Below are 23,307 nucleotides of genomic sequence, written 5' to 3'. Positions count from 1 at the left end.
AACGACGGCGCCGAGGGGAGTTAGAACTTGAACCGGGCGCCGAACTGGAAGCGGCGATCGACGCGGCTCCAGTTTGCGTCACGGTAAACGGGCTTGGCGCCGGGCGTCTTGCTCGTGTCGCCGAAGATCTGCTGCTGGAACACGCTGGTGGTGCCGAGCAGGTTCGATCCTTCGATCGAGAGCTCGACCCATTTGGCCAGCGAGAAGCGCAGCGAGCCGTCGAGGAAGCCCGCCTCCTTCTGGAACACCGGCAGGCCGATGCAGCAGTCGAGGTTGTTGGTGAGGAAGCGCGAGCGCCAGTTATAGGCGACACGCATGCCCACCGGGCCCTTTTCGTAGAGCAGCACGGCGTTGAACGTGTGCTTCGAGATGCCGGCCAGCTGGTGCGAGTCCATCACCACGCCGCGTCCGCCCGACACGTCGAGGCCCGCGCCGAACCCGGCGGTGCTGCCCGAGTCGAGCCCGCCCACCGTAACCAGGTTCGAGTTGCTGATGTTCGACTGGTCGACGAACGTGTAGTTCAGCTGCGTACCAAGCCCGCTAAGCGCGCCCGGCAGGAAGTCGAAGAAGGTCTGGAACGCGAGTTCGACGCCCTTCAGCGACCCGCCATCCTCGCCATTGCGCGGACCGCGCATCAGCACCGTCTGGGTCGAGCCGTTATTGGTGAAGCTGCGGTAGAACTCGCCGTACGCGATGCTCGAGTTCAGCTTCTTGTAAAAGACATCGGCGGTGAACGAACTGCTGCGGCCGAAATAATGTTCGAAGGTGAGGTCGAACTGGTCGGCGGTGATCGGCTTCAGCGCCGGATAGCCCGAGTCCGCGCGGAACACGAAGTTGTAGCCGGTGACCGTGCCCGCCCCGTTCCGCACCAGATACGGCGAGGTCGCCGAACCATCGAGCGTCGGGCCCTGGATCGAGACGAAGTTGCGCAGCAGGCCGAAGTCCGGCCGCGACATCGCCCGCGAATAGCCGAAGCGCATGAAGGTCTTGTCGCTGAAGCCGAAGCGGATGTTGAAGCTCGGCAGCCAGTTGTCATAGCCGGTCTTGTAGGTGTTGGGCGTGCCGCCGCCGCTGGCGAATGCAGTGACCTGCGGCGTGGCGAAGCACATCGGGTTGACGATCCAGTTTACCGGCAGCGCCGAGCCGCAGGGCTGGTAGTTGGCGAAGGTGCTGGTCAGCGGATAGCCGACGCTGCCGTCCGACGCGATGTTGGTATGGACGTAACGCAGGCCGACATTGCCGCGGACGTTGACGCTGCCAAGGTTCATGCCGTCCCCGCCGAAGCGGATCATCGCATAGGCCGCGGTGGTCTTCTCCTTGACGTGCATCACCTCGGACGGGAGGTAGCAATCGTTGACCGTGGCGTCGGGACGGTCGCAGATCGGCGACCAGCCCGGCGAGATCGGCGAGTTGGTGGTCGGGCCGCTCAGCCCCTGCACCAGCCGGGCGCGATCCTGCAACACATCGCGGCTGAGATAGACCAGGCCGGGATTGTCATAGACATTGCCGTCGAAGAAGTTGCTGCCGAGCGTGGTGGTTTCCCACAGGCCGGCGCCATAGCCCTTGAAGTTGGGATGGCCCGCGGCGCAGGCCGGATAAGCGGCGGGCGTGGTGTTATCGATGTTGAAGCCCGGGCCGTTGCAGTTCCACGAGGCCGAGATCGGCGTCCAGTTGAACGTCGAGTAGCGGACCGTCTGGCTGCGATCGGCATAGCGCACGCCGACCTTCAGCGAGTCCAGCCAGCTGCCCTCGTTAAAGTCATATTCGGCGTCACCACGGAAGGCGGTTTCCTTGGCGTCATTGTCTTCCATGTGCGCCTGGATGAACGGCAGCCAGTAATTGTGCGGGTTGGAGACGCCGCCGGTGGCGTAGTTGACGTTCGAGCCGGGCAGCAGCGCGACCTTGGGGACGCCCTTGCTGTCGACGCTGTACTGCATATTGGCCATCGAGCCGACCGCGACGAGGATGTCGTCATTGGTCGTGTTGGCCCAGATGTGCTGCGCATCGAGGTTGATGTGGAGCCGCTCGGTCGGATCCCAGCTGATGTTGCCCGAAAGGTCCTGGGTCCGCTCGCGGTGATCGAAGTTGCGGGCCTCGTTCTGGAAATAGAGGCCGTCCTGCAGCGTCGAGCAGACCGACGGCGCGGCGCAATTGTTGACGAAGGGCAGGCCCGGCACGGCCGAGCCGGTGTTGATCGCGTCGGCGGTGCTGCTCCAGCTGCCCGCCCAGCTGCCATGGCCCTGGGTCAGCGTTCCCGACTGCAGCATGCCGTCCGAGCCGAAGACGAAGGCGGGCGTGCCCGGCGCGGCGCCGAGGATCGAGCTGGCGCGCGGATTAAAGGCCGGCGTGCCATAGTAATTGCCGTCGAAGATCACGTGGCTGGCCCGCTCGAGCCAGGCGTTGTGATACTCGCTGTCGTTATACTGGGTGGTCAGGCGGAAATTGCCGGAATTGTTCTCATACTGGCCGGCCAGCGAGATGCCGCGGCGGGTACGGTCGTAATCGACCTGCGAATAGCGGATGCCATCCGGGATATAGGCCCAGCCCGAGCCGCCGAACGAATTGGCGCTGCAGGCGACCACGCCGTTGTTCACAATGCCGTTGCCCGCGCCGTTGACGGCGCCGGCGGAGCAATAGGTGTCGATCTTGTCCATGATCACGCTTTCCGTGCGCGTGACGACATGGCTGCGGGCGAAATCCGCCATCAGGCCGAAGCGGCCGATATTGGTTTCCCAAGTGTTGGAGATCAGTCCCGAGAACTCGCCGGTCCACTCCTTCGAGCGATCGCCATAGGTCGCCTTGGCATTGCCGGCGACGACGAGGCCCTTCTGATCGAACGGCAGGCGAGTGCGCAGATTGACCGTGCCAGCCAGGCCGCCTTCGATCATCTCCGCGGTCTGGTTCTTGTACGCGTCGACGCCCGACATCAGCTCGGGCGAGATGTCGTTGAAGTTGAGGCCGCGATAGCTGTCGGCCGAGAAGCTGTCGCGCCCGTTGAACTCGGTGCGGACGAAGGTGAGGCCGCGGATGAGCACGCCGGTGGGCTCGCCCGAGGGGTGGGTGGAGTCGTCAGTCGACTGCATGCGCGAAGTGGTAATGCCCGGCACGCGCTGGAGCGCGCCCGAAACCGACGTGTCCGGGAAAGCGCCGATGTCGGTGGCGGTGATCGAGTCGACGACCGTGTCGGAATCGCGCTTGATCGTCTGCGCGGTCTCGAGTGCCTTGCGGACGCCGACGACGACGATTGCATCGCCATTGTCTTCCTGCGCGGCCTCGGGTGCGCTGGCCGGGGCCTGGGCGGTCTGCGCCTGCGCCGCGCCGGCAAAGCCCATCAGGACTATTGCGGCAAGCGAGGCACTCCCCCTGAGTGCGGTGATCTGCTTCATGTTTCCTCCCTCCGTTTCGCCCCTTTGCGGAGCTGTTGCACGCGCGGCGCCGCGGGGCCCCTGCCCCACGGCGTCACGTCAATCCGGTTGCTGGTGCGTGGAAGAGCGATCGCGCGAAACACGCGCACGGCCATGCCGCGCGCTGATGCGCTGTATCGCAAGCCGGCTTTGCCGCGCTTCCCCCAAGACACCCTCCTTTGTGCCGGCCACGCTCGATGGCGCCGCCGTGCGTTGCGAGCCGACCGTCCGGAGGCGTGGAATGCCCTCGGCCCTACCGGGCGGCTCACTTTGCGTAACTTTGCGTAAATTGAGCATAACCGCAAGAGGGAAATTATCCCTAAGAGAATTGCTCATATCTTGTTATTTTATAACGGCTTTATGAGAGGCGGTAGCTACTTTGGTGCAAATTGTTACCGCAACAAGCGACTCACAACGTGCAATTTTGCCTTGCTTATTATGCAAATTTTGCACAAACAGGCGGCCGCAATGCAACGCCATGCCATCTTGCTTGCCCGTGGGGGATTAGGGTCGGGCGCCGGTATCGGCGCTGCGCGGAAGCCTGAGCGCGAAGCCTGCTGCAATCAGCAAAGCGGCGGCGGCAAGGACCAGCGCATATTCGGCCTGGCCATGAAAGACGCGGCCGACCAGCGGCCCGAGCATCGTCGAGGCGACGAGCTGGGGGATCACCAGGAACATGTTGTGGATGCCCATATAGACGCCGGCCTTGCCGGGGGGCACGCTGCCGGCGAGCATGGCATAGGGCATCGACAGGATCGCCGCCCAGGCCAGGCCGACACCCACCATCGGCAGCCACAAGGCCACCGGATTGTCGACGAGCAGGAAGCCGAGCAGCCCGGCGGCACCGAAGCACAGGCACAGCGCGTGCGTCGCGCGGCGGCCGAGCCGCTCGCCGATACGGGGCAGCAGCAGCGCACCGAGCGCGGCGACGCCGTTATAGCCGGCGAACAACACCCCCACCCAGTCCGCCGCGGCATTATAGCCCGGCGAAGTGGGATCGGCGGTGCCATAGTGGCGCAGCGCCAGCGCGGGCACGGTGTAGATCCACATCGCGAACAGCCCGTACCAAGTGAAGAACTGGACGAGCGCGAGACGCTTGAGCAGCTCGGGCATCGAGCGGATGTCCTCGACGATCTCGAGCATGCCGATCGAGCTGCGCCCCAGCCGGCGCAGGCGGACCACCACGGCCTGGAGCAATCCGAACAGGAAGGCGATGCCGGCGATGACGTAGATTTCGCGCTTCCAGCCGGCGAGTGCTGCGGCCCCCGCGATGGCGAGGCCGGCGAGCATCCAGGCGATGCCGTGGCGGACCAGCGAGGCGGCGCGCTCGCGCGACAGGATATGCGGGGGCATCGCCTCGTCGGGCAGGCGCGGCGGCGGCGGGCATTCCGGGGTGGTGACGATCGTCCAGCTCACCGCCACCAGCAGGCAGAAACCGCCGATATAGAAGGCAGTGCGCACCGATTGCGGCAGCATGCCCGGCTCGGGCTGGCCGCTGAGCCCCGCCCAATGGACGAGCATCCAGGGCAGCGCCGAGGCGAACACCGCACCGACGCCGATGAAGAACACCTGCATCGCGAAGCCGGCGGTGCGCTGCGCCTCAGGCACGCGGTCCGCCACCAGCGCGCGGAACGGCTCCATCGCGATGTTGATCGACGCGGTGAGCACCCAGAGCATCAGGCTCGCCGCCCACAAGCTGGTGGCATTGGGCATCAGGAACAGCGCCAGCGCCGTGCACAAGGCGCCGGCCAGGATATAGGGCCGTCGCCGGCCGAGCCGGCCGCGGGTGCGGTCGCTCAGATGGCCGATGATCGGCTGGACGAGCAGGCCCGTGGCGGGGCCCGCGATCCACAATATCGCAAGATCGTCGAGCTCGGCACCGAGCGTCTGGAAGATGCGGCTGGTGTTGACGTTCTGCAGGCCCCAGACGATCTGGATGCCGAGCAATCCGAAGCACATGTTCCAGATTTGCAGCAGGCTGAGCCGCGTTCCCGCACGCGCGGCATCGCTAGCCCCGTCCGGCCGGCCTGCTTGCAATGGAACCCCCTCGATGCGTTAATCTGGCCGTATTCGGCTTTTCTCAAGCTTGGGCACAATGGGCAGCAGTAGCAACAACAATACGACGCTGGAGGATCTGGCGAAGCTGGCCGGCGTGTCGATCTCGACCGTTTCGCGGGCGCTCAACGATCACCCGCTAATCAGCGCGCGGACCAAGCAGAAGATCTGGGCGCTGGCACGCGACCATGACTATCCCTTCCGCCCCTATATGCCGGCCGCGCCGGTGGGGGCCGAGGGGACGATCGTGATCGTCACGCCCTTCATGCGCGGGCGGCCGCTGCCGCTGTCGCACCCCTTCTTCCTCGAGCTGCTCGCCAGCATCGGCGAAGCGGCGCGTGCGCGCGACTGTGACTTCACGGTGAGCCACACCACGCCGCACGACTATGAAGATCTGGTCGCCACGACCACGACCAGCCGGGCGAGCGGCGTGATCTTCCTCGGCCAGTCGATGCTGCACGACGCGTTCAACCAGCTGACCGACAGCAACGCCAATTTCGTGGTGTGGGGCGCGCAGATGGCCGGGCAGCGCTATTGCTCGATCGGGTCGGACAACCAGCTGGGGGGGCGGCGCGCGACGGCGCATCTGGCGCGGCTGGGGCGCAAGGCGATCCTGTTCCTGGGCGGCACCGATCCAGAGTCGATGCAGCGCAAGCGCGGCTATGCCGAGGCGCTGAAGGAAGCCGGGCTCGAGATGGACCCCAAACTGGTGGTGCCGGTCGATTTCGAGCTCGAATCGGCCGATGCGGCGGTAAGCCGATTGCTCCGGCGCCAAGTCCATTTCGACGGCATCGTCGCCTCGTCCGATCTGATCGCGCTGGGTGCGATCCGCGCGCTGCGCCGGGCGGGCGTATCGGTACCGGGCGACGTCTCGGTGGTCGGTTATGACGACATGATGCTCGCGCGGCTGAGCACGCCGGCGCTCAGCACGATCCGGCAGGACACGTTCGAGGCGGGCCGCCAGCTCGTCTCGCGGATCCTCGACCCCTCCCCCGACCCCAGCGCCGAACGGCTGCCGACCGACCTTATCGTGCGGGAGTCCTGCGGAGGATGAAAACTCTGGCTCTTCTGGCAACGGCTCTTCTGGCCGCCTGCTCCCAACAGCCGAAGCGAGAGGCATGGGCTGTGGTCATCAGTATCGCGCCGCACGCGAACCCCAAATGGAGCGCCGACGAAGTCGTCGTCACGGCCCGAACGGAGGACGGCGCCTTCGGATCGAAGCAAGTGCTGGCGACGCGGCTCAATTGCCACGTCGGGGATGCCGTGCATGGATCCGCACGCGGCCTAGCACTGACGCTGGACGAGCGCGCCTGCGAACGTTGAGGCTGGCCTTGCCCGCCACCGGTGCCATTAACCGATTGCCGCAACATAGGCCCCTCGGCTATGGCCACGCCTTGTTCAGCGGGAATACCCGCATTCAGAGGTAAGGTTCGCTTATGCATGGTGCGGCGCTCGGTTTGATGCGGGAGCGCCGGTTCCTGCCGCTGTTCGTCACCCAGTTCCTCGGCGCGTTCAACGACAATCTGTTCAAGAACGCGATGATCTTCTTCGCGACCTACCAGATCTTCAACTCGGTCGAGGACGAGACCCGGTTCAGCGCGATCGCCACCGGCATCTTCATCCTGCCCTTCTTCCTCTTCTCCGCGCTCGCCGGCCAGCTCGCCGACAGCTACGACAAGGCGAAGATCATGCGGATCATCAAGGCCTGCGAGTTCGGGATCATGCTAATCGGCGCCTCGGGCATATTCCTGAAGAGCCTGGAGCTGATGCTCGTCGCGCTGGTCGGCATGGGCATCCACTCGGCGTTCTTCGGCCCGATCAAATATGCGATCCTGCCCCAGCATCTTGAGGAAGACGACGTGCTGGGCGGCACAGGCATGGTCGAGGCCGGCACCTATATCGCCATCCTGTGCGGCACGATCGCCGGCGGCGTGATCAGCGCGCATGCGGCGGGCTTCGCGGTGGTCGGTGTGGCAGTGCTGGGCTGGCTCGCCTCGCTCAAGATCCCGCCGGCGCCGCCGATGACCAAGCTCAAGATCGACTTCAACATCTTCCGCGCCTCGTGGCGGCTGATCTCGGCGACGATGCACATCCGCCGGCTCTATCTGGCGATCATCGCGATCAGCGTATTCTGGACGATTGCCGCGGTGCTTGGCGTGCTGTTCCCGCCGCTCGTCAAGAACGTCTTCCATGCCCAGAAGGACGTGGCGAGCGTATTCCTGGGCATCTTCTCGGTGGGCATCGCGATCGGATCGGTGATCATCAACCGGCTGCTCAAGGGCCATGTCTCGGCAAAATACGCGGTACGTTCAGTGCTGGCGATGATGGTGTTCGTGATCGGCTTCTACGCGACTGCGCATTTCTGGCCGATCCACGAAGGCCCGCTGCTCAAGACCGCCGAGTTCGTCGCGCTGCCGATCGGCTGGGCGGTGCTGGGATCGCTGCTCGCAATCGCGATCACCGGCGGCATGTTCGTGGTGCCGCTCTATGCCTTTCTGACCACCACCGTGGAGAAGTCGCAGACTGCGCGGACGGTGGCGGCGAACAACATCGTCAATTCGGGCTTCATGGTGTTCGGATCGGTCGGCATCTTCGGGGTGAGCAACATCCCCGGGGTCGGCGTCGCCGAATGCGTGTGGGTCGTGGTGCTGCTCTGCCTCGCCTCGGCCTGGTGCGCGAACCGGCTCTACAAGGCCGAGGACGCGCCGCACGCGCCCGACGTGCTGCCCTGATCAGGCAGCCGCGCCGTCAGGCGATAAAGGTGAAGAAGCAGACGAAGAAGGCCGTGAAGCTCAACGCGAAGAGCTTCATGTCGCTGTCGTCGCGCAGCTTGCGCTGCTGGGCCACCGCACGGCGGACATAGCGACGGAACGGGTGGCGTCGGGGGGCGTAGCCCTCGAGGAGAAGCTGGCTCTGCATGACCAGCAGTTAATAACTTCTTAACTTTTGCCGCCAGCGTTACGTTTAGTTAACCAGTGTCCGGCGGTGGGACAGCTATTGGTTTATTTCGGCGCCGGCCCGGTGCTCGAGCGCACCATCAGCTTATGCTCGAGCGCGACGCGCGGCTGCGGTGCGGCGCCGGCGAGGATCAGCTCGGCCGCGGCAGCGGCGAGATCATAGACCGGCTGGTGGATCGTGGTGAGCGGCGGCCACACCGCGCGCGCCAGATCCGAATCGTCGAACCCCGCAATCGACAGCGCACCCGGCACATCGATGTCATTCTCATGCGCGACGGCGAGCGCGCCGGCGGCCATGTCATCATTGCCGGCGAAGATCGCAGTCGGCCGCGCGCCTTTGCCGAGCAGCAGCTGCTGGGCCGCCGCATAGCCCGAGTCGAAGCTGTAGTCGCCCGGCACCACCAGCGCCGGATCAAAGGCGATCCCCGCCGCTTCGAGCGCGGCGCGATAGCCCTGGAGACGCTCGGACGAGGAGATATGGCTCTCCGGCCCCGAGATGAAGGCGATGCGGCGATGGCCGAGGCCCGTGAGGTGTTCGACCAGCTCGCGCGCCGCCGCGACGTCGTCCATCGTCGCCGCAAGCCCGCTTTCGCGCCGCACGCCGGGGGCGATGCGAACATAGGGCAGACCGCGCCGGTCGAGCTCGTCGAGCAGCTCGGTCGCTTCGGTGACCGGCGGCGAGAGGATGAGCCCGTCGAGATGCGTCTCGTCGATCAGCGCCAGCACATTGGAGACCAAGTCGGGCGACTGGCTGTCGATCGGCTGGATCAGCAGCCGATAGCCCTGCTCGGTGCAGCGCTGCTGCGCCCCGGTCTGGACGTGATAAATGTAATAGGGGCTGGGGTTGTCGTAGAGCAGCCCGACCTGGAAGGATTTGCGCCCGGCGAGCGTGCGGGCTGCGTGGCTCGGCCGGAAGTTTAGGCGGGCGACGACTTCCTCGACACGGCGTCGCGTCTCTTCGCTGACGTGCTTTTCGTTGTTGAGCACGCGGCTGACGGTCTTGAACGACACGCCTGCAATCTTCGAGACTTCCTTGATCGTGGGACGGCTAGACATTTCATTCCCCACCGGGAAGCGGCCCCGGCCTGGACCAGCCTTATTTGACAGCGCTGGCAGAGCGCAAGCTAAGATGCGGCACGATGGACGCTGTTCCGCCCCTTCCCGCTGCCCAATGGATCGCCGCGCGGCTCAGGCCGGGCAGCCGCCGCCCCTTCGTGCTGGGCATCGCGGGGGCGCAGGGCAGCGGCAAGTCGACGATCGCGCGCGCGCTGGCCGCGCGCTTCGGCTGCCCGGTGCTGTCGCTCGACGACCTGTATCTCGATGGCACGACGCGGCAGCACCTGGCCGACACCGTCCACCCGCTGCTGCGCACCCGCGGGGTGCCGGGCACGCATGACGTCGCCGCCGGGCTGGCGGTGATCGAGGCGCTCGCGCGCGGCCCTGCCCTGCTCCCCCGCTTTGACAAGGTGCGCGACGAACCCGGGGCAGCGGAACGGGTCGAAGGGCCTGCGGAGATGCTGATCCTGGAAGGCTGGTGCCTGGGCGCACGGCCACAGCCTGAGGCGGACCTGGCCGAACCTATCAACGATCTGGAACGCGAGCATGATCCGGATGGACGGTGGCGGCGCTGGGTAAACGCCCAACTGGCCGGCCCCTATCAGGCATTATGGGCGCGGATCGACCAGCTCGTCTTCCTTGAGGCGCCGTGTTTCGAAATCGTCGCGGACTGGCGGACTCAGCAGGAACGCGCGGCCGGTGGACCGATGACCGACGCCGAGATTCGCGACTTCGTGCAACATTATGAACGACTGACCCGTCACCTGCTACGCCATGGCCGCGAATGGGCAGACGCGACGCTGCGCCTGGACGAACGCCGCCGCCCGATTGATCCAGATTAATCCAGCATCGGGACCCGCCTCGCTTCGAGACAGATTACGAAAATTACACGTGCAGGTGAATGTTTCCATCTATAATGGATGCATCCCTAAACCTCGGGAATCGAACACAAACCCCGGAAACAAAGAAACTCTGGAGTTTAGTTGGGTGTCGCAGTCTCTACGCGTCGGTCGCTTTTCCACTGCTGATATCCACCCCGCCGATCGCTATGATGCGTGGAAGGCCGAATGGCAGACGCTGGCCCCGCTTTTCACGACCGAGCCCCTGGAGGAGTTCCGCGTAAACAGCGAGCTCGTGCGGCTGGGCGAGGTCGGCTTCCTCTATACCGACATCGCTTCACAGCGCTGGAAGCGTGACAAGCGGCTCGTCGACGAGGGCCAGAACGGGCTGGCAGTGGTGGTCAATCTGGACGGCAAGGCAGCGGGCACCGCGGGCAGGAACGACTGGGTGCAGATGCCCGGCTCGGGTGTACTGGTCGACCATAGCCAGACTTCGCTCCACGATTCCGCCGGCGGGCGCAGCATCGGCTTCTCGATCCCGCGCCAGATGGCGATCGAGGCGGGGCTCGACGTTGCCAGCCTGCACGGCATGGTGCTGAGCCCGGCAGAAATGTCGATGCTGACTTCGCATATGTTCCAGGTGCGCGAAGCCCTGCCCCGTTTCGCCGAGGAGGATGCACCGCGGCTCGGCCAGTCGATGTTGGACCTGCTGGTGCTGACGCTGAAGGGTACCCGCCGCAGCGAGGCACCGGGGTTCCGCGAGGATCCCGCCACGCTGATGCTGCGCGCCCGCAAGGAGATCCAGGCGCATCTCGGCTCGCCAAGCCTGACCATCGCCAATCTGTGCCGCAAGCTGGGCGTCTCGCGCAGCACGCTGCACCGGCTTTTCGAGGCCGGCGGCGGCGTCCAGGCCTATATCCGCGACATGCGGCTGGAGGCCGCGCGCCATTTGCTGCTCAATCCGGAAAATGCCGAACGCATCGGCGACATCGCCGAACGACTTGGCTTCAGCGACGCCGCGCATCTGAGCCGTCTGTTCAAGGCGCGGTTCGGCGAGACGCCCAGCGATTGCCGCGCGCGGAGCATGTTAACCCGTTGATGTCCCAAAGCGGGAGCCATCCCACCATGCGACATCGATCCAAATCGGTGACACGGCTGTTCAACGGGAAACCCCGGAATCTGCCCTAGGGGATTCCCCCATGTCTGTCGTGTGTCCGCGAGTCGCGCGCGCACGCATCAACGGGTTTTCGGGGGCTTCCAGAATGATCGATCGTGGCAATGGCGTGCGTGCGTCCAAGTCGGCTTCGGTGCGCGTGGGTCGTGAGGCGTTGCTGCGCAAGGCGCTGCTCGGCTCGACCGCGCTGATCGGCATCGGCCTGGTCGCCACGCCCGCGGCGGCGCAGACCATCGTCTCGCCCGCTGGCGGCGGCACCATCTCGCGCAACGGCCCCAGCAATCCAACGGTCAACAACCAGACCGGAAGCGGCGGCGGCGTCCTGGTCACCAACCTCGCCGGCGACACGGGGATTACGGTTACCGGGGTCACGATCGCCAACACGACCGGCTCGCCGCCGAATGAGAACGCGCTGGACATCAGGAGCTCGACGAGCGGGCTCAACTCGATCGGCGTGATTTTCGCCGGCACCAACAACCTGAGCACGACGGTCAGCGGCGGCTCCGGCTATTACCAGCAGACCAATGCGAACGAGGCGCTCACCTTCCAGTCGGGCGGGTCGACCTTCACCGGCAGCTATGGCCTGACCATCGCCGCGCCTGCCGGTTATGCGACCCTCGATTCGACGGGCTTCAACCAGTCGTTCGTCGGCAACGGCACTGCAGTCGCCGGCATCAATATTGTTACGGCCGTCAATGCCGACATCCGGATCGGCGGATCGTCGATCACCGGCTTCGCGACCGGCGTGAACGCGCAGAATTATTACGGCACCGGCTTCATCTCGACCGGCGGTACAATCAACGCGACGTCGGTCGGCATGCGATTCACCGCCACGGGTGGCGGCAGCGTTGTCAATTCGCAGAGCGCGATCACCGCGCCGACTGGCATCCTTTCGAACGACGTCACCGGCTCGACGATCACCACGAGCGGCAACGGCACGATCAACGCGGCGAGCGCCGGCAACGGGACCGGCATCAGCGTCTCCAGCACCGGCAGCGGGGTGACCACGGTCAACGTGGGCGCGGCGATCGGCAACACGACCGCGTTCGGCACCGGCGTTTCGCTGACGACCGGCAATCCGTCCACCGCGACGCTGAACGTCACCACCACCGCGGCGATCACCGCAGCGACCTATGGCCTCTATCTCCAGGCATGGGCGCCCGCCGGCAGGGGCACGATCGATATCGGCGCGAACATCACCGCCGGCACCGCCATCTCCAATTCGGGCGGCGTATACGACTATATCATTCGCTCGGGCGCCGTCGTCACCTCCACCGCGGCCGGCGCCTCCGCCTTGTCCTCCGGCAACAGCACCTCGACGCTCAACAATGCCGGAACGTTGCGCGCCACCGGGGCCGGCGCCGCCGGCTTCCAGGGCTTTGGCATCCAGACGATCACCAACAGCGGCACGATCGACGGTGCAGCCCAAGGCATCTCGATGGTCAACACGACCACGATCAACAACACCGGCACGATCCAGGGCGGCACCGCCGGCGGCATCCAGGGCTCGATCGGGACGGTCAACAACACCGGCGCCGGCGCGCTGATCACCGGCAACACCGGCATCACTTCCACCGGCAATCCGTTGACGCTCGTCAACAGCGGCACGGTGAGCGGCACGACCTGGGGCATCGTCTCGGGCGGTTCGACCACGAACATCACCTCCAGCGGCACGATCAGCGGCACCACCGGCGCGATCCAGCTGAACGCCACCGGCACGCAGTCGGTCAACCTGCAGGCGGGCTCGACCACCACGGGCAACATCACCGCGACCAACAACGGTACCCGCACGATCGCTGTCGCGGGCACGCTGGCCGGCGGCTATGACGCGACCGGCGGCGCCAACACCGCGGTCGACAATTTCACGCTGAACGCGGGCGGCAGCGTCTCCGGCGCGATCGCGCTGGGCGACGGCAATGACAGCTTCAGCTATCTGGGCGGTACGCTGGGCAGCACCGTCGACGGCGGCGCGGGCACCGACGGCTTCTTTGTCAACATCGGTTCGTCGAACAACGCCACGCTCGACCAGGCGAACTTCACCAATTTCGAGAGCTTCTACCTCACCACCGGCAACCTGACTCTCACCGGCAGCCGTAGCGGCGGCGCGGGCTGGACCGTATCGGGCGGCAACGCGACCACGTTCATCCTCAACGGCTCGCTGACCAACATCACCGGCGTCGGCGTCACGCTGACCACCCCCGACCTGATGTTCGTCCAGTCGGGCGCGCAGCTGAGCGCGACCGGCGACGTCATCTATTCGAGCGGCACCGGCAACAACATCCAGAACAGCGGCACGATCACCTCGGGCACCGGCCTGTCCACGGGCATCGCGATCGGCAGCGGCACCGTCGATAACTATGGCACGATCACCTATGCCGCCGGCGGCGCGATCACCACGCAGGGCAACGGCATCCTCGCCAGCAGCAACCAGCTGTCGCTGAGCAATCACACCGGCGCGACCCTGGTCGGCCGCTGGGACGGCGCGCGCGCCAACAACGGCGCCTATGTCGTCAATGACGGCCTGATCCGCGGCGACCGCTTCGCCGGCGTCGAGATCACCGGCACCAGCATCGTCTTCAACAATGCCACCGGCCGCATCTATGGCGCGACCGGCGAAGGCGCGGGCCTGCTGATTAACAGCGGCGCGGTGCAGGTCACCAATGCCGGCCAGATCGTCGGCACGGGCACCGCGGGCATCTACAATGGCGGCGCCGGCCTGTTGAGCGTGAGCAACTCGGGCACGATCGCCGTCGGCACGCTCGACGGCTCGAACAACTATGTCACCGGCGGCTCCACCACGGCGATCCGCAGCGGCAGCGCCAGCATCACCAATAGCGGCCTGATCGAAGGCCCGGCGGGCGGCATCATCACCAGCGGCGCGCTGACGCTGGTCAACACCGGCACGATCAACGGCTTCGGCATCGGCACGCCGAACTATGACGGCGTCAATGTCGGCGGCCTCTCCAATATCCTCAACGCGGGCACGATCTCGCAGGGAACCTATGCCGCGATCTACATGAACGGCGGCGGCACCGTCACCAACGCGGCGGGCGGCACGCTGGCCGGCGGCAATGGCGGCATCGGCGGCGTCGCGGTCGGGATCGGCGGCGTCGGGGGTACCTTCAACAATTACGGCACTGCGACCAGCGCGGGCGGCAACGGCGTGACCGTCGGCAACGCCGGCGCCACGATCAACCTGTTCGCCGGCTCGACCACCGGCAACATCACCGGCGGCAGCGGCAACGACATTCTGGCGATCTATACCGGCCAGACCAATCCCGGCGCGATCACGCAGAGCTACCCCGATGCGGTGACCGGCGCGACCGGTACCGTGACGCTGCAGAACAGCGGTACGCTCGCCGCCGCCGCCTTCGGTGCGGTTGACCTCGGCACCGGCAACGACACGCTGCAGCTGCGCGGCACCGGCACCGGCGCGCAGCAGGGCGAATTCGCGCTCGCCACCTCGACCGGCGCCGAGACGATCACCAAGCTCGACAGCGGCATCTGGCGGCTCTCCGGCGCGGCGGCCGTGTCCGGCATCACCGTCAATTCCAATGGCGGCACGCTGCTGTTCCAGGGCACCAGCGGCATCGGCACGATTAATGCGAATGGCGGAATCGTGCGCGCCAATGGCGCCGGCGCGTTCGGCAGCGCGGTCGTCCACCTGCTCTCGTCGAACGTCCAGTTCGCCGCCTCGGGCGCCTATGCCAACAACTTCGTACTCGACGTTCCGGCGGTGCTGAACGGCCAGCCGGCCGTGTTCGAGAATCTGTTCGGCGGCAACGCCATCCTGAGCGGCAGCATCACCTCGGGCAGCGGCACCAACGCCGCCGGCCAGGCGATCGGCACCTCGCAGGCCGTGACCTTTACCGGCATTGCAAACAGCCTGTTCAACCTCACCGGCACCGGCAACAGCTGGACCGGCATCACGACGATCGACTTGGGCGTGACCGTGCGCGGCTCGACCAGCGCGATCTCGGGCGGCAGCATCACCAACAACGGCACGCTCACCTATGTCCAGTCGGGCGCCAGCTCGAGCGGCACGGTGATCTCGGGTACCGGCGCGCTGCGCGTTGAAGGCGGCCAGGTCACGCTGACCGGGTTCAACACCTATACTGGCGGCACCACCGTCGCCGGCGGCAGCCTCCAGGTGGGCAACGGCGGCTCCAACGGTCGCATCACCGGCGCGATCAGCGTCGATGCGGGCGGTACGCTGATCTTCAACCGCAACGACAATTACGACTTCACCAGCGCGATCAGCGGCGCAGGCAATGTCCAGGCGCTCGGCACCGTCTCGCTGAGCGGCGCGATCACCAACACCGGCACGCTCACCGTGGATTCGGCCACCGGCGGCCAGGTCACGCTGACCGGTAGCCGCAGCGGCGCGGCAGTCAGCGCCGTGACGCTGGCCGGTGCGGGCAACGTCCTGCGCGTCGGCCTCACCGGCTCGGTCGCGGGCGGCCAGTATCTCGGCGTCCGCCTCGGTGGCGTGGGCGACGGCGTCGATAATTTCGGCTCGATCACCAACACCGGCACCGGCGGCGATAGCGGCTACGGCGCCGGCATCGGCGTGGTAGCGACCAGCGGCACCACCACGATCAACAACGGCTCGGTCAACAACTCGACCGCGACGATCAGCGGCCAGAATGGCGGCATCAACCATGTCGCCTCGGGCGGTGTGGTCGCCACCGGCCTGCTGACCGTCAACAATTACGGCCTGATCAGCGGCAACCTCTACAACGCGATCGAAAACCAGGGCGGCTCGGGCGCGCTGACCGTCACCAACAACGCCACCGGCCGGATCATCGGCCAGGGCAATGCCGGCGGCGGCAACGGCATCGGCATGGGCGGTTCGGCCGCGCTGACGCTGACCAATAGTGGCCTGATCGTCGGCCGCAGCAACGGCGTCGCGACCGGCAGCACGGTCAACATCACCAACAGCGGCACGATCGCGGCGGGCACGCTCTCGGGCGGCACCAGCGGCTCGCTGGTCGCGGGCGGCGGCAACGGCATCCAGGCCGCGGGTGGCTCGATCAACAACCAGTTCGGCGGCGTGATCCGCGGTTCGTTCCTGGGCGGCAGCGGCAGCGACACCAACGCGATCACTTCGACCGCGGCGCTGACCGTCATCAACAGCGGCCAGATCCTCGGCGTCGCGCTCGGCTCGAACTCGACCGTGCGGACCAACGGCGTCTACACCTCGGGCGGCGCAGGCACGATCACCAACAACGCCGGCGGCCAGATCACTGGCGGCTGGGACGGCGTGTTCCTCACCGCCGGCGGCAGCGTGACCAATTCGGGCGCGATCGCGGGCAACCAGTATTTCGGCGTCGAAGCCGCCACCACGATCACCAACAACAGCAGCGGCCGCATCTTCGGCTTCTCCGGGGGCGCGACCCTGCAGGCTGGGGGCACGCTCAACAACAGCGGCCTGGTCGCCGCGGCGACCTATAATTCGACGGCCGACAGCTACACCCTCAGCAGCGGCACCGCCGTCTCGATGAGCTCCGGCACCGTCGTCAACCAGTTTGGCGCCACGATCACCGGCGCCAGCGGCATCAGCGCGACCGGCGCGCTGCAGCTGGGCAATGGCGGCACGATCACCGCCACGACCGGCACCGGCCTGAGCGTGAGCGGCACGGGCCAGGTGCTGACCAACGATGGCACGATCAGCGGCGGCTCCAGCACGACGCAGGGCTATGGCGTGAGCTTCAACAGCGGCGCCGCGGGCTCGCTCACCAGCCGGTCGGGCGCGCTGATCACGGGCACCCCCGCCGGCGTCTGGGTCAACACCACCGGCAACGTGTCGATCGACAATGGGGGCCGCATCGTCGGCACCGCCGCCGGCAGCCGCGGCGTCTATTTCCAGAACGGCAACGCGACGATCACCAACCAGTCGGACGGCCAGATCATCGGCCAGGGCTGGGGCGTCCTGTCCGCCACCACCGCGAACATCAACAATAGCGGCTTCATCGGCGCGGGCACGCTTTCGGGCGGCACCTCGGGCGGCTTCACGGAGAACGCCAGCGGCAACGGCGTCGTCTTCAACGGCGGCTTCCTCAACAACGGTGCCGGCGCGACGATCGTCGGCGGCAATTACGGCGTCGCCTCGGGCGGCATGACCGCGACGACCGTCAACAACAGCGGCACGATCACCGGCGGCACCTATGCAATCTACATGGCCGGGCTCAACACCAACGATACGGTCAACCTCTTCAGCGGCTCCGTCACCAACGGCGCGATCGCGCTCGGCAACGGCGACGACACGCTCAACTGGTATGGCGGCAGCTTCACCAGCATCGATGCCGGCACCGGCCGCGACCAGTTCACCGCGAGCGTCTTCGCGCCGACGACGCTCGATCTCTCGACCCTCACCGGCTTCGAGAGCCACAGCCTGAACGGTGGCGACACGCTGACGCTGACCGGCACTCAGCTGGCCACCGACGGCGGCTGGAACGTGACCGGCAGCAACCTGGTGGTTGGTGGCAGCGCGACGCTCGAAATGACCGGCACGGGCGTGACGCTCAACGATGCCGGCGCGAGCCTGACCGTCAATGCCGGCGGCCAGCTGATCGCCCACGACGCCTATGCCGTGGCCGCCTACGCCGGCGGTAGCGTGACCAATGCCGGCCTGATCAAGTCGGCCGGCAGCGGCTTTGACGGCGTGATCACCAATGGCGGCACCGTCGACAACCAGGCCGGCGGCCGGATCATCGCGGCGGGCAACGGCGTCACGCTGCAGGCCTATGGCACCACGCTCACCAATGCCGGCGTCATCGCCGGCGAGGTCAACGGCGTGGTGGGCAGCGACGCCTATCAGACGGTGAACAACACGGGCGTCATCGTCGCGGGCACTGCCGGCGACAACGCCACCGCATATTGGCAGACCAATGCCAACCTCAACACCGGCGACGGCGTCCATTTCACCGCGGGCGGCGCGGTCACCAACGTCGGTGGTTATGTCAACGGCAACACCACCGGCATCATCGTCGGCGGCGCCAATGGCGTGAACATCTCGGGCGGCGCGGCCACGATCGAGAACTCGGGCACGCTCCAGGGCAATAGCGGCTACGGCATCGCGATCGACACCGCCGGCGGCGTGACCTCGACGATCACCAACCATAATGGCGGCTCGCTCGTCGGCGGCACCGGCGCGGCGCTGCTTTCGGGTGACGGCACGGTCAACATGACCAACGAAACCGGCTCGTACATGTATGGCGGCATCGTCTCGACCGGCAACGGCACGCGCAACATCGACCTGTCGGGCGTGGTCTATGGCAATTACGACGCCAGCTCGGGCGCGGGCATCGACAATGTCGTCCTGCGCGGCGGCTCGATCTACGGCGCCAATCTGGGCGATGGAGACGACAGCTTCACCTATATCGGCGGCAATATCCTCGGCCTGGTCGATGGCGGCGCGGGCAACGACAAGCTGTTCGCCGATTTCGGCGCCGGCTCGAGCTACAATGTCAGCCTCTCGAACTTCACCGGCTTCGAGAGCATCGGCCTCGTCTCGGGTGACATGTACCTGACCGGCCCGGTCAGCGATCCGAACCAGGCGATCTATGCCGGCGTGGGCGGGATGCCCGCCGGCACGATCACCTTCGACGGCACCGGCGCCCTGACCGGCGACATCTACGTCAATGGCGGCTCGATCCGGGCGAACACCGCCGGCGCGTTCGGCACGGGCACGATCCACATGATCGACCCGACCGCGACGTTCGGCGCGACCGGCACCTATGCCAACAACATCAGCCTCGAGGTGGTCACCCCGTCCTCGGCCAATCCGTCGACGCTGAACGCCGATGCGGGCGTAATCGCCACGCTGACCGGCGCGATCACCACCAGCGGCGCGGCGGGTGTGGATCCGACGCAGGACTTGGTGATCGGCGGCCAGGGCACGATCGTCCTGACCAACACCGCCAACAACTGGCTGGGCAGCACCACGATCAATTCGGGTGCGACGCTCCAGGGCGCCAGCGACACGATCTCGGGCTCGGCGATCGTCAACAACGGCACCCTCGCCTATCAGCAGGCCTATAGCGGCACGGTCTCGCAGGACATTTCCGGCAACGGCTTTGTGAATGTGAGCGGGCTGGCAACAGGCAACGTGCTGACCTTCGCGGGCACCAACAGCTTCAACGGCTCGATCGTGATCGCCGACGCATCGAACGTCGCGATCAGCGGGGCGACCAATACCGGCTCGGCAACCAGCGTGGACCTCGGCAATGGCGCAAGCAGCCTCACCGTCACCGCGACTGGCAGCCTGACCAGCAGCACTTCCGCGGTGAGCGGCTCGGGCGCGGGCCAGAGCGTGTTCAACCTTGGCGCGATCACCGGCAATGGCGACGCGATCTTCATGACCGGCGCCAATGCGCTGGTCGACAATAGCGGCAGCATCACCGGCAACCGCGCGCTGTCGACCAACAGCACCAACGCTCAGCTGATCAACCGGGCAGGTGGCACGCTCACCGGCAACGCCTATCAGACGGTGTATCTCGGCAATGGCGGCACGATCGACAATTCGGGCACGATCCAGTCGCTGGCCGGCTCGCAGGCCATTTATGCAGGCAACGGGGTCGCCGCGATCACCAACAATGCCGGCGGCCTGATCACCAGCGCCGGCACGGTGATCGCCGCCTATGGCGCGGGCTCGAGCGTAACCAACGCGGGCAGCATCACCTCGACCGGCGATACCGCGGTCTATCTGGGCGGCGGCGGCACTGTCACCAACTCGGGCAGCATCACCGCCAACGGCAATGGCGTGGGCGTGTGGACCAGCGCCGGCGGCACCTTCACCAACCAGTCGGGCGGCACGATCACCGGCGGCTATGCCGGCATGTATCTCGACAGCGCCGACCTGATCACGGTCAACCTGGAAGCCGGCTCGACCACCGACCGGATCTTCTCATTCGGCAATGGCGACCGTGCGATCAACATCGCCGGCACGCTGAATGGCGGCTATTACGGCGGCGCGGGCGCGGACGCGATCATGCTCGACACCAGCGCGACCGTGAGCGGCACGCTGGACGGCGGCGCGGGCGTCAACACGCTGGCACTGACCGGCACGGGCACGGCGACGCTGGGCGCGATCTCCAACATCGCCAGCGCGACCAAGTCGGGTACCGGCACCTGGACGCTCAGCAGCACCACCGACGTCACGGCCTGGACGGTGAACGGCGGCACGCTCGCCGCCTCGGGCGGCAGCGCGATCAGCGACACCGCACTGGTGACCGTTGCGGCGCCGGGCACGTTCCAGCTGCTCAACGACGAGGCGATCGGCAACCTGGCCGGCACCGGCACCGTCGATCTGGGCGCCAACGCGATCGCGATCACCTCGGGCACGAGCAGCTTCGGTGGCACGATCACCGGCAATGGCGGCGGCCTGGTCATCTTCAGCGGCGCGGGCCTCACGTTGAGCGGCGCGAACAGCTATACCGGCTTCACCAATGTCGGTGGCACGCTGACGCTGGGCGCGTCGAACGTGCTGGCCGATGCATCGGCGCTGACCGTTCAGGCTGGCGGCACGCTCGATCTGCAGGGCAACAGCGATACGGTGGCCATTGCCGTGTTGCGCGGCACACTGAACGGCACCGGCACGCTGACCGCCACCGAATATGACCTCAATGACGCGGTCGTGAACGGCAACCTCGGCGCCGGCACGCTGTTCCAGCTCGGCGGTACCTCGGTGCTCAACGGCACTTCGGCAGCCACCGATGTGCAGGTCCAGGCCGGCACGCTGGCGCTGGGCGGCTCGGATCGCCTGGCGAACAATGCGGCGGTCCTGGTGCTCTCGGGCGCGACGCTCGACCTCGGTGCATTCAACGACACGGTGGGCACCGCGGCAATTGCCGGCACGCTGAACGGCACCGGCACGCTGACCGCCGCCGCCATCCAGCTCGATGGCGCGGTAGTGAACGGCAATGTCGCCGGCACGCTGATCAACGCCAGCGGCACCTCAGTGCTGAACGGCACCTCGGCAGGCAATGTCTCGGTCAATGTCGGCACGCTGCGCCTCGGGGCGGCGAACCGCCTGGCCGACACCGCGACGGTGGTGGTCGCTTCGGGCGCTACGCTCGACCTCGCCACGTTCAACGACACGATCGGCACGCTGGGCCTGAACGGCACGCTGGCCGGCACCGGCACCCTCACCGCCAGCCAGTATCAGCTGACGGGCGCGACGGTGGACGCCAACCTCGGCACCGGCACCGTCTTCAACCTGGGCGGCACCTCGGCGCTGAACGGCAATGCGGCGGGCGGGCTGGTTGTCCAGGCCGGCACGCTGGTCCTGAACGGCACGGAAGGCGGCGACGTCGCGGTTGCCGGCGGCACGCTGGCGCTCGGCGGGTCGAACCGCCTCGCCGACACTGCCCTGGTGACTGCCTCCACGGGTGCAACGCTCGATATCGGCGCGTTCAACGACACGGTCGGCACGCTGGGCCTGAGCGGCACGCTGGCGGGCACGGGCACGCTGACGGCGAGCCAGTATCAGTTGACCGCTGCGACGGTGAACGCCAGCCTCGGCGGCGGCACGCTGTTCAACCTGGGCGGCATCTCGACGCTGAACGGCACCGCGGCAGGCAATGTCTCGGTCCAGGCCGGCACGCTGGCGCTGGGTGCGGCAAACCGCCTCGCCGACAATGCCACCGTGCTGGTCGCTTCGGGCGCGACGCTCAACCTGGGCGCCTTCAACGACATAGTCGGCGCGCTTGGCCTGAACGGCACGCTTGCCGGCACCGGCACGCTGACCGCTGCGGAATACGACCTGACCGGCGCGAGCGTGAATGCCAATCTGGGCGCGGGCAACCTGTTCCAGCTCGGCGGCACCTCGGTGCTCAACGGCAGCTCGGCCTCCACTGCGGTGCAGGTCCAGGCGGGCACGCTGACGCTGGGTGCGGCGAACCGTCTGGCGGATAGCGCGGTGGTTTCGGTCTCGACCGGCGCGACGCTCAACCTTGGTGCCAACAGCGACACGGTCGGCGCGCTGGCGCTGGGCGGCACGCTGGCCGGTACCGGCACGCTGACTGCCGCCCAGTATCAGCTCACCGCCGCGACGGTGAACGCGAACCTGGGTGCGGGCACGCTGGTCAACATGGGCGGCATTTCGACGCTCACCGGCACTGCGGCGGCGAACGCTGTCACCGTCCAGGGCGGCACGCTGCGTCTGGGTGCCAGCGACCGTCTCGCCGACACCGCGACGCTCGGCATCGCAACGGGCGCGACCTTCGACCTCGCCACGTACAACGAGACCGTCGCCAGCCTGGCCGGCACCGGCACGCTGGCGCTCGGCACCGGCCGCCTGACGCTCTCGGGTGCAGGCAATTCGGCGTTCGGCGGGGCGATCACCGGCTCGGGCTCGCTCGACAAGCAGGGCGCGGGCACGCTGACGCTGGCCGGCACCTTCGCCACCACCGGGCGCTTCGACGTCTCGGCGGGCACGCTGGCCTTCTCGGGCTCCTCGCAGGGCGGCATCCGCGTCCAGGGCGGCGCGCTGATCGGCTCGGGCACGCTGGGCGGCGCGCTGACGCTCAATTCAGGGACCTTCTCGCCGGGCGGCCTGGCAACGGGCCAGTTCGGCGCGATCAACCCGATCGGGTCGTTCACCGTGGGCAGCCTGGTTGCGACCGGCGGCTCGCTCCTGTTCGACTTTGGCGGCCAGAGCCTCAACTTCACCTCGGACTCGATCCGAGTGAACGGCACCGCGACGCTCTCGGGCGGCACGGTGGCAGTCAACGCGCTGACCGCGGCGGCAAGCGACTACCGGTTCAACCAGCTCTACACGATCGTCCAGGCGAACGCGCTGAGCGGCACCTTCGCCAACG

10 protein-coding genes are annotated in these 23,307 nt (G+C 66.8%); 6 read left to right on the top strand and 4 right to left on the bottom strand.

Translation table 11 applies throughout. The features are described 5' to 3' along the window. Positions 1–20 precede the first annotated feature (20 nt). Positions 21–3,386, bottom strand: a complete 3,366-nt coding sequence (locus HZY97_RS00050; protein WP_180139025.1) for a TonB-dependent receptor — start codon at positions 3,384–3,386, stop codon at positions 21–23. Between the two features lie 522 nt (positions 3,387–3,908). Then, positions 3,909–5,441, bottom strand: a complete 1,533-nt coding sequence (locus HZY97_RS00045; RefSeq protein WP_257214829.1) for an MFS transporter — start codon at positions 5,439–5,441, stop codon at positions 3,909–3,911. Positions 5,442–5,499: 58 nt separating this feature from the next. Between HZY97_RS00045 and HZY97_RS00040 the strand changes: the two genes are divergently transcribed. The 3 genes from HZY97_RS00040 to HZY97_RS00030 all read left to right on the top strand — a co-directional run bounded on the left by HZY97_RS00040 (position 5,500) and on the right by HZY97_RS00030 (position 8,191). Further along, entirely contained in the window at positions 5,500–6,513 is a 1,014-nt protein-coding gene (locus HZY97_RS00040) for a LacI family DNA-binding transcriptional regulator (RefSeq protein WP_180139023.1), read from the top strand. Next, positions 6,510–6,782 (top strand): hypothetical protein, encoded by a 273-nt coding sequence (locus tag HZY97_RS00035; RefSeq protein ID WP_180139021.1) that lies wholly within the window; start codon positions 6,510–6,512, stop codon positions 6,780–6,782. The genes HZY97_RS00040 and HZY97_RS00035 overlap by 4 nt, the downstream gene beginning before the upstream one ends. Before the next feature lie 137 nt (positions 6,783–6,919). Beyond that, positions 6,920–8,191, top strand: coding sequence for an MFS transporter (locus HZY97_RS00030; RefSeq protein ID WP_373684234.1), 1,272 nt, complete (start codon positions 6,920–6,922; stop codon positions 8,189–8,191). Positions 8,192–8,207: 16 nt separating this feature from the next. On the opposite strand, the gene HZY97_RS00025 is transcribed toward HZY97_RS00030, so the two are convergent. Together HZY97_RS00025 and HZY97_RS00020 are read right to left on the bottom strand one after the other, a co-directional pair. Then, positions 8,208–8,378, bottom strand: coding sequence for a hypothetical protein (locus HZY97_RS00025; protein ID WP_180139017.1), 171 nt, complete (start codon positions 8,376–8,378; stop codon positions 8,208–8,210). Between the two features lie 83 nt (positions 8,379–8,461). Next, positions 8,462–9,472 (bottom strand): LacI family DNA-binding transcriptional regulator, encoded by a 1,011-nt coding sequence (locus HZY97_RS00020; protein ID WP_180139015.1) that lies wholly within the window; start codon positions 9,470–9,472, stop codon positions 8,462–8,464. 83 nt (positions 9,473–9,555) lie between these two features. Here HZY97_RS00020 and HZY97_RS00015 point away from each other — a divergent pair, with 83 nt between their 5' ends. From HZY97_RS00015 to HZY97_RS00005, 3 genes are all read left to right on the top strand, one after another. Then, complete coding sequence (locus tag HZY97_RS00015) at positions 9,556–10,314, top strand: kinase (protein WP_180139013.1); 759 nt, start codon at positions 9,556–9,558, stop codon at positions 10,312–10,314. A 145-nt stretch (positions 10,315–10,459) separates the two neighbouring features. Then, the gene (locus HZY97_RS21045) at positions 10,460–11,410 is read left to right on the top strand and encodes an AraC family transcriptional regulator (protein WP_180139011.1); all 951 of its coding nucleotides are present in this window, start codon (positions 10,460–10,462) and stop codon (positions 11,408–11,410) included. A 163-nt stretch (positions 11,411–11,573) separates the two neighbouring features. Next, positions 11,574–23,307, top strand: an 11,734-nt coding sequence (locus HZY97_RS00005; RefSeq protein WP_180139009.1) for a hypothetical protein, incomplete at its 3' end; no start/stop codon positions are given.

Origin of the sequence: Sphingomonas sp. R-74633 (assembly GCF_013416555.1) — a bacterium.
Taxonomy (GTDB): Bacteria; Pseudomonadota; Alphaproteobacteria; order Sphingomonadales; family Sphingomonadaceae; genus Sphingomonas.
The sequence above is the reverse complement of the archived record's forward strand: the minus strand, read 5'-3'. Positions and strand labels throughout refer to the sequence as shown.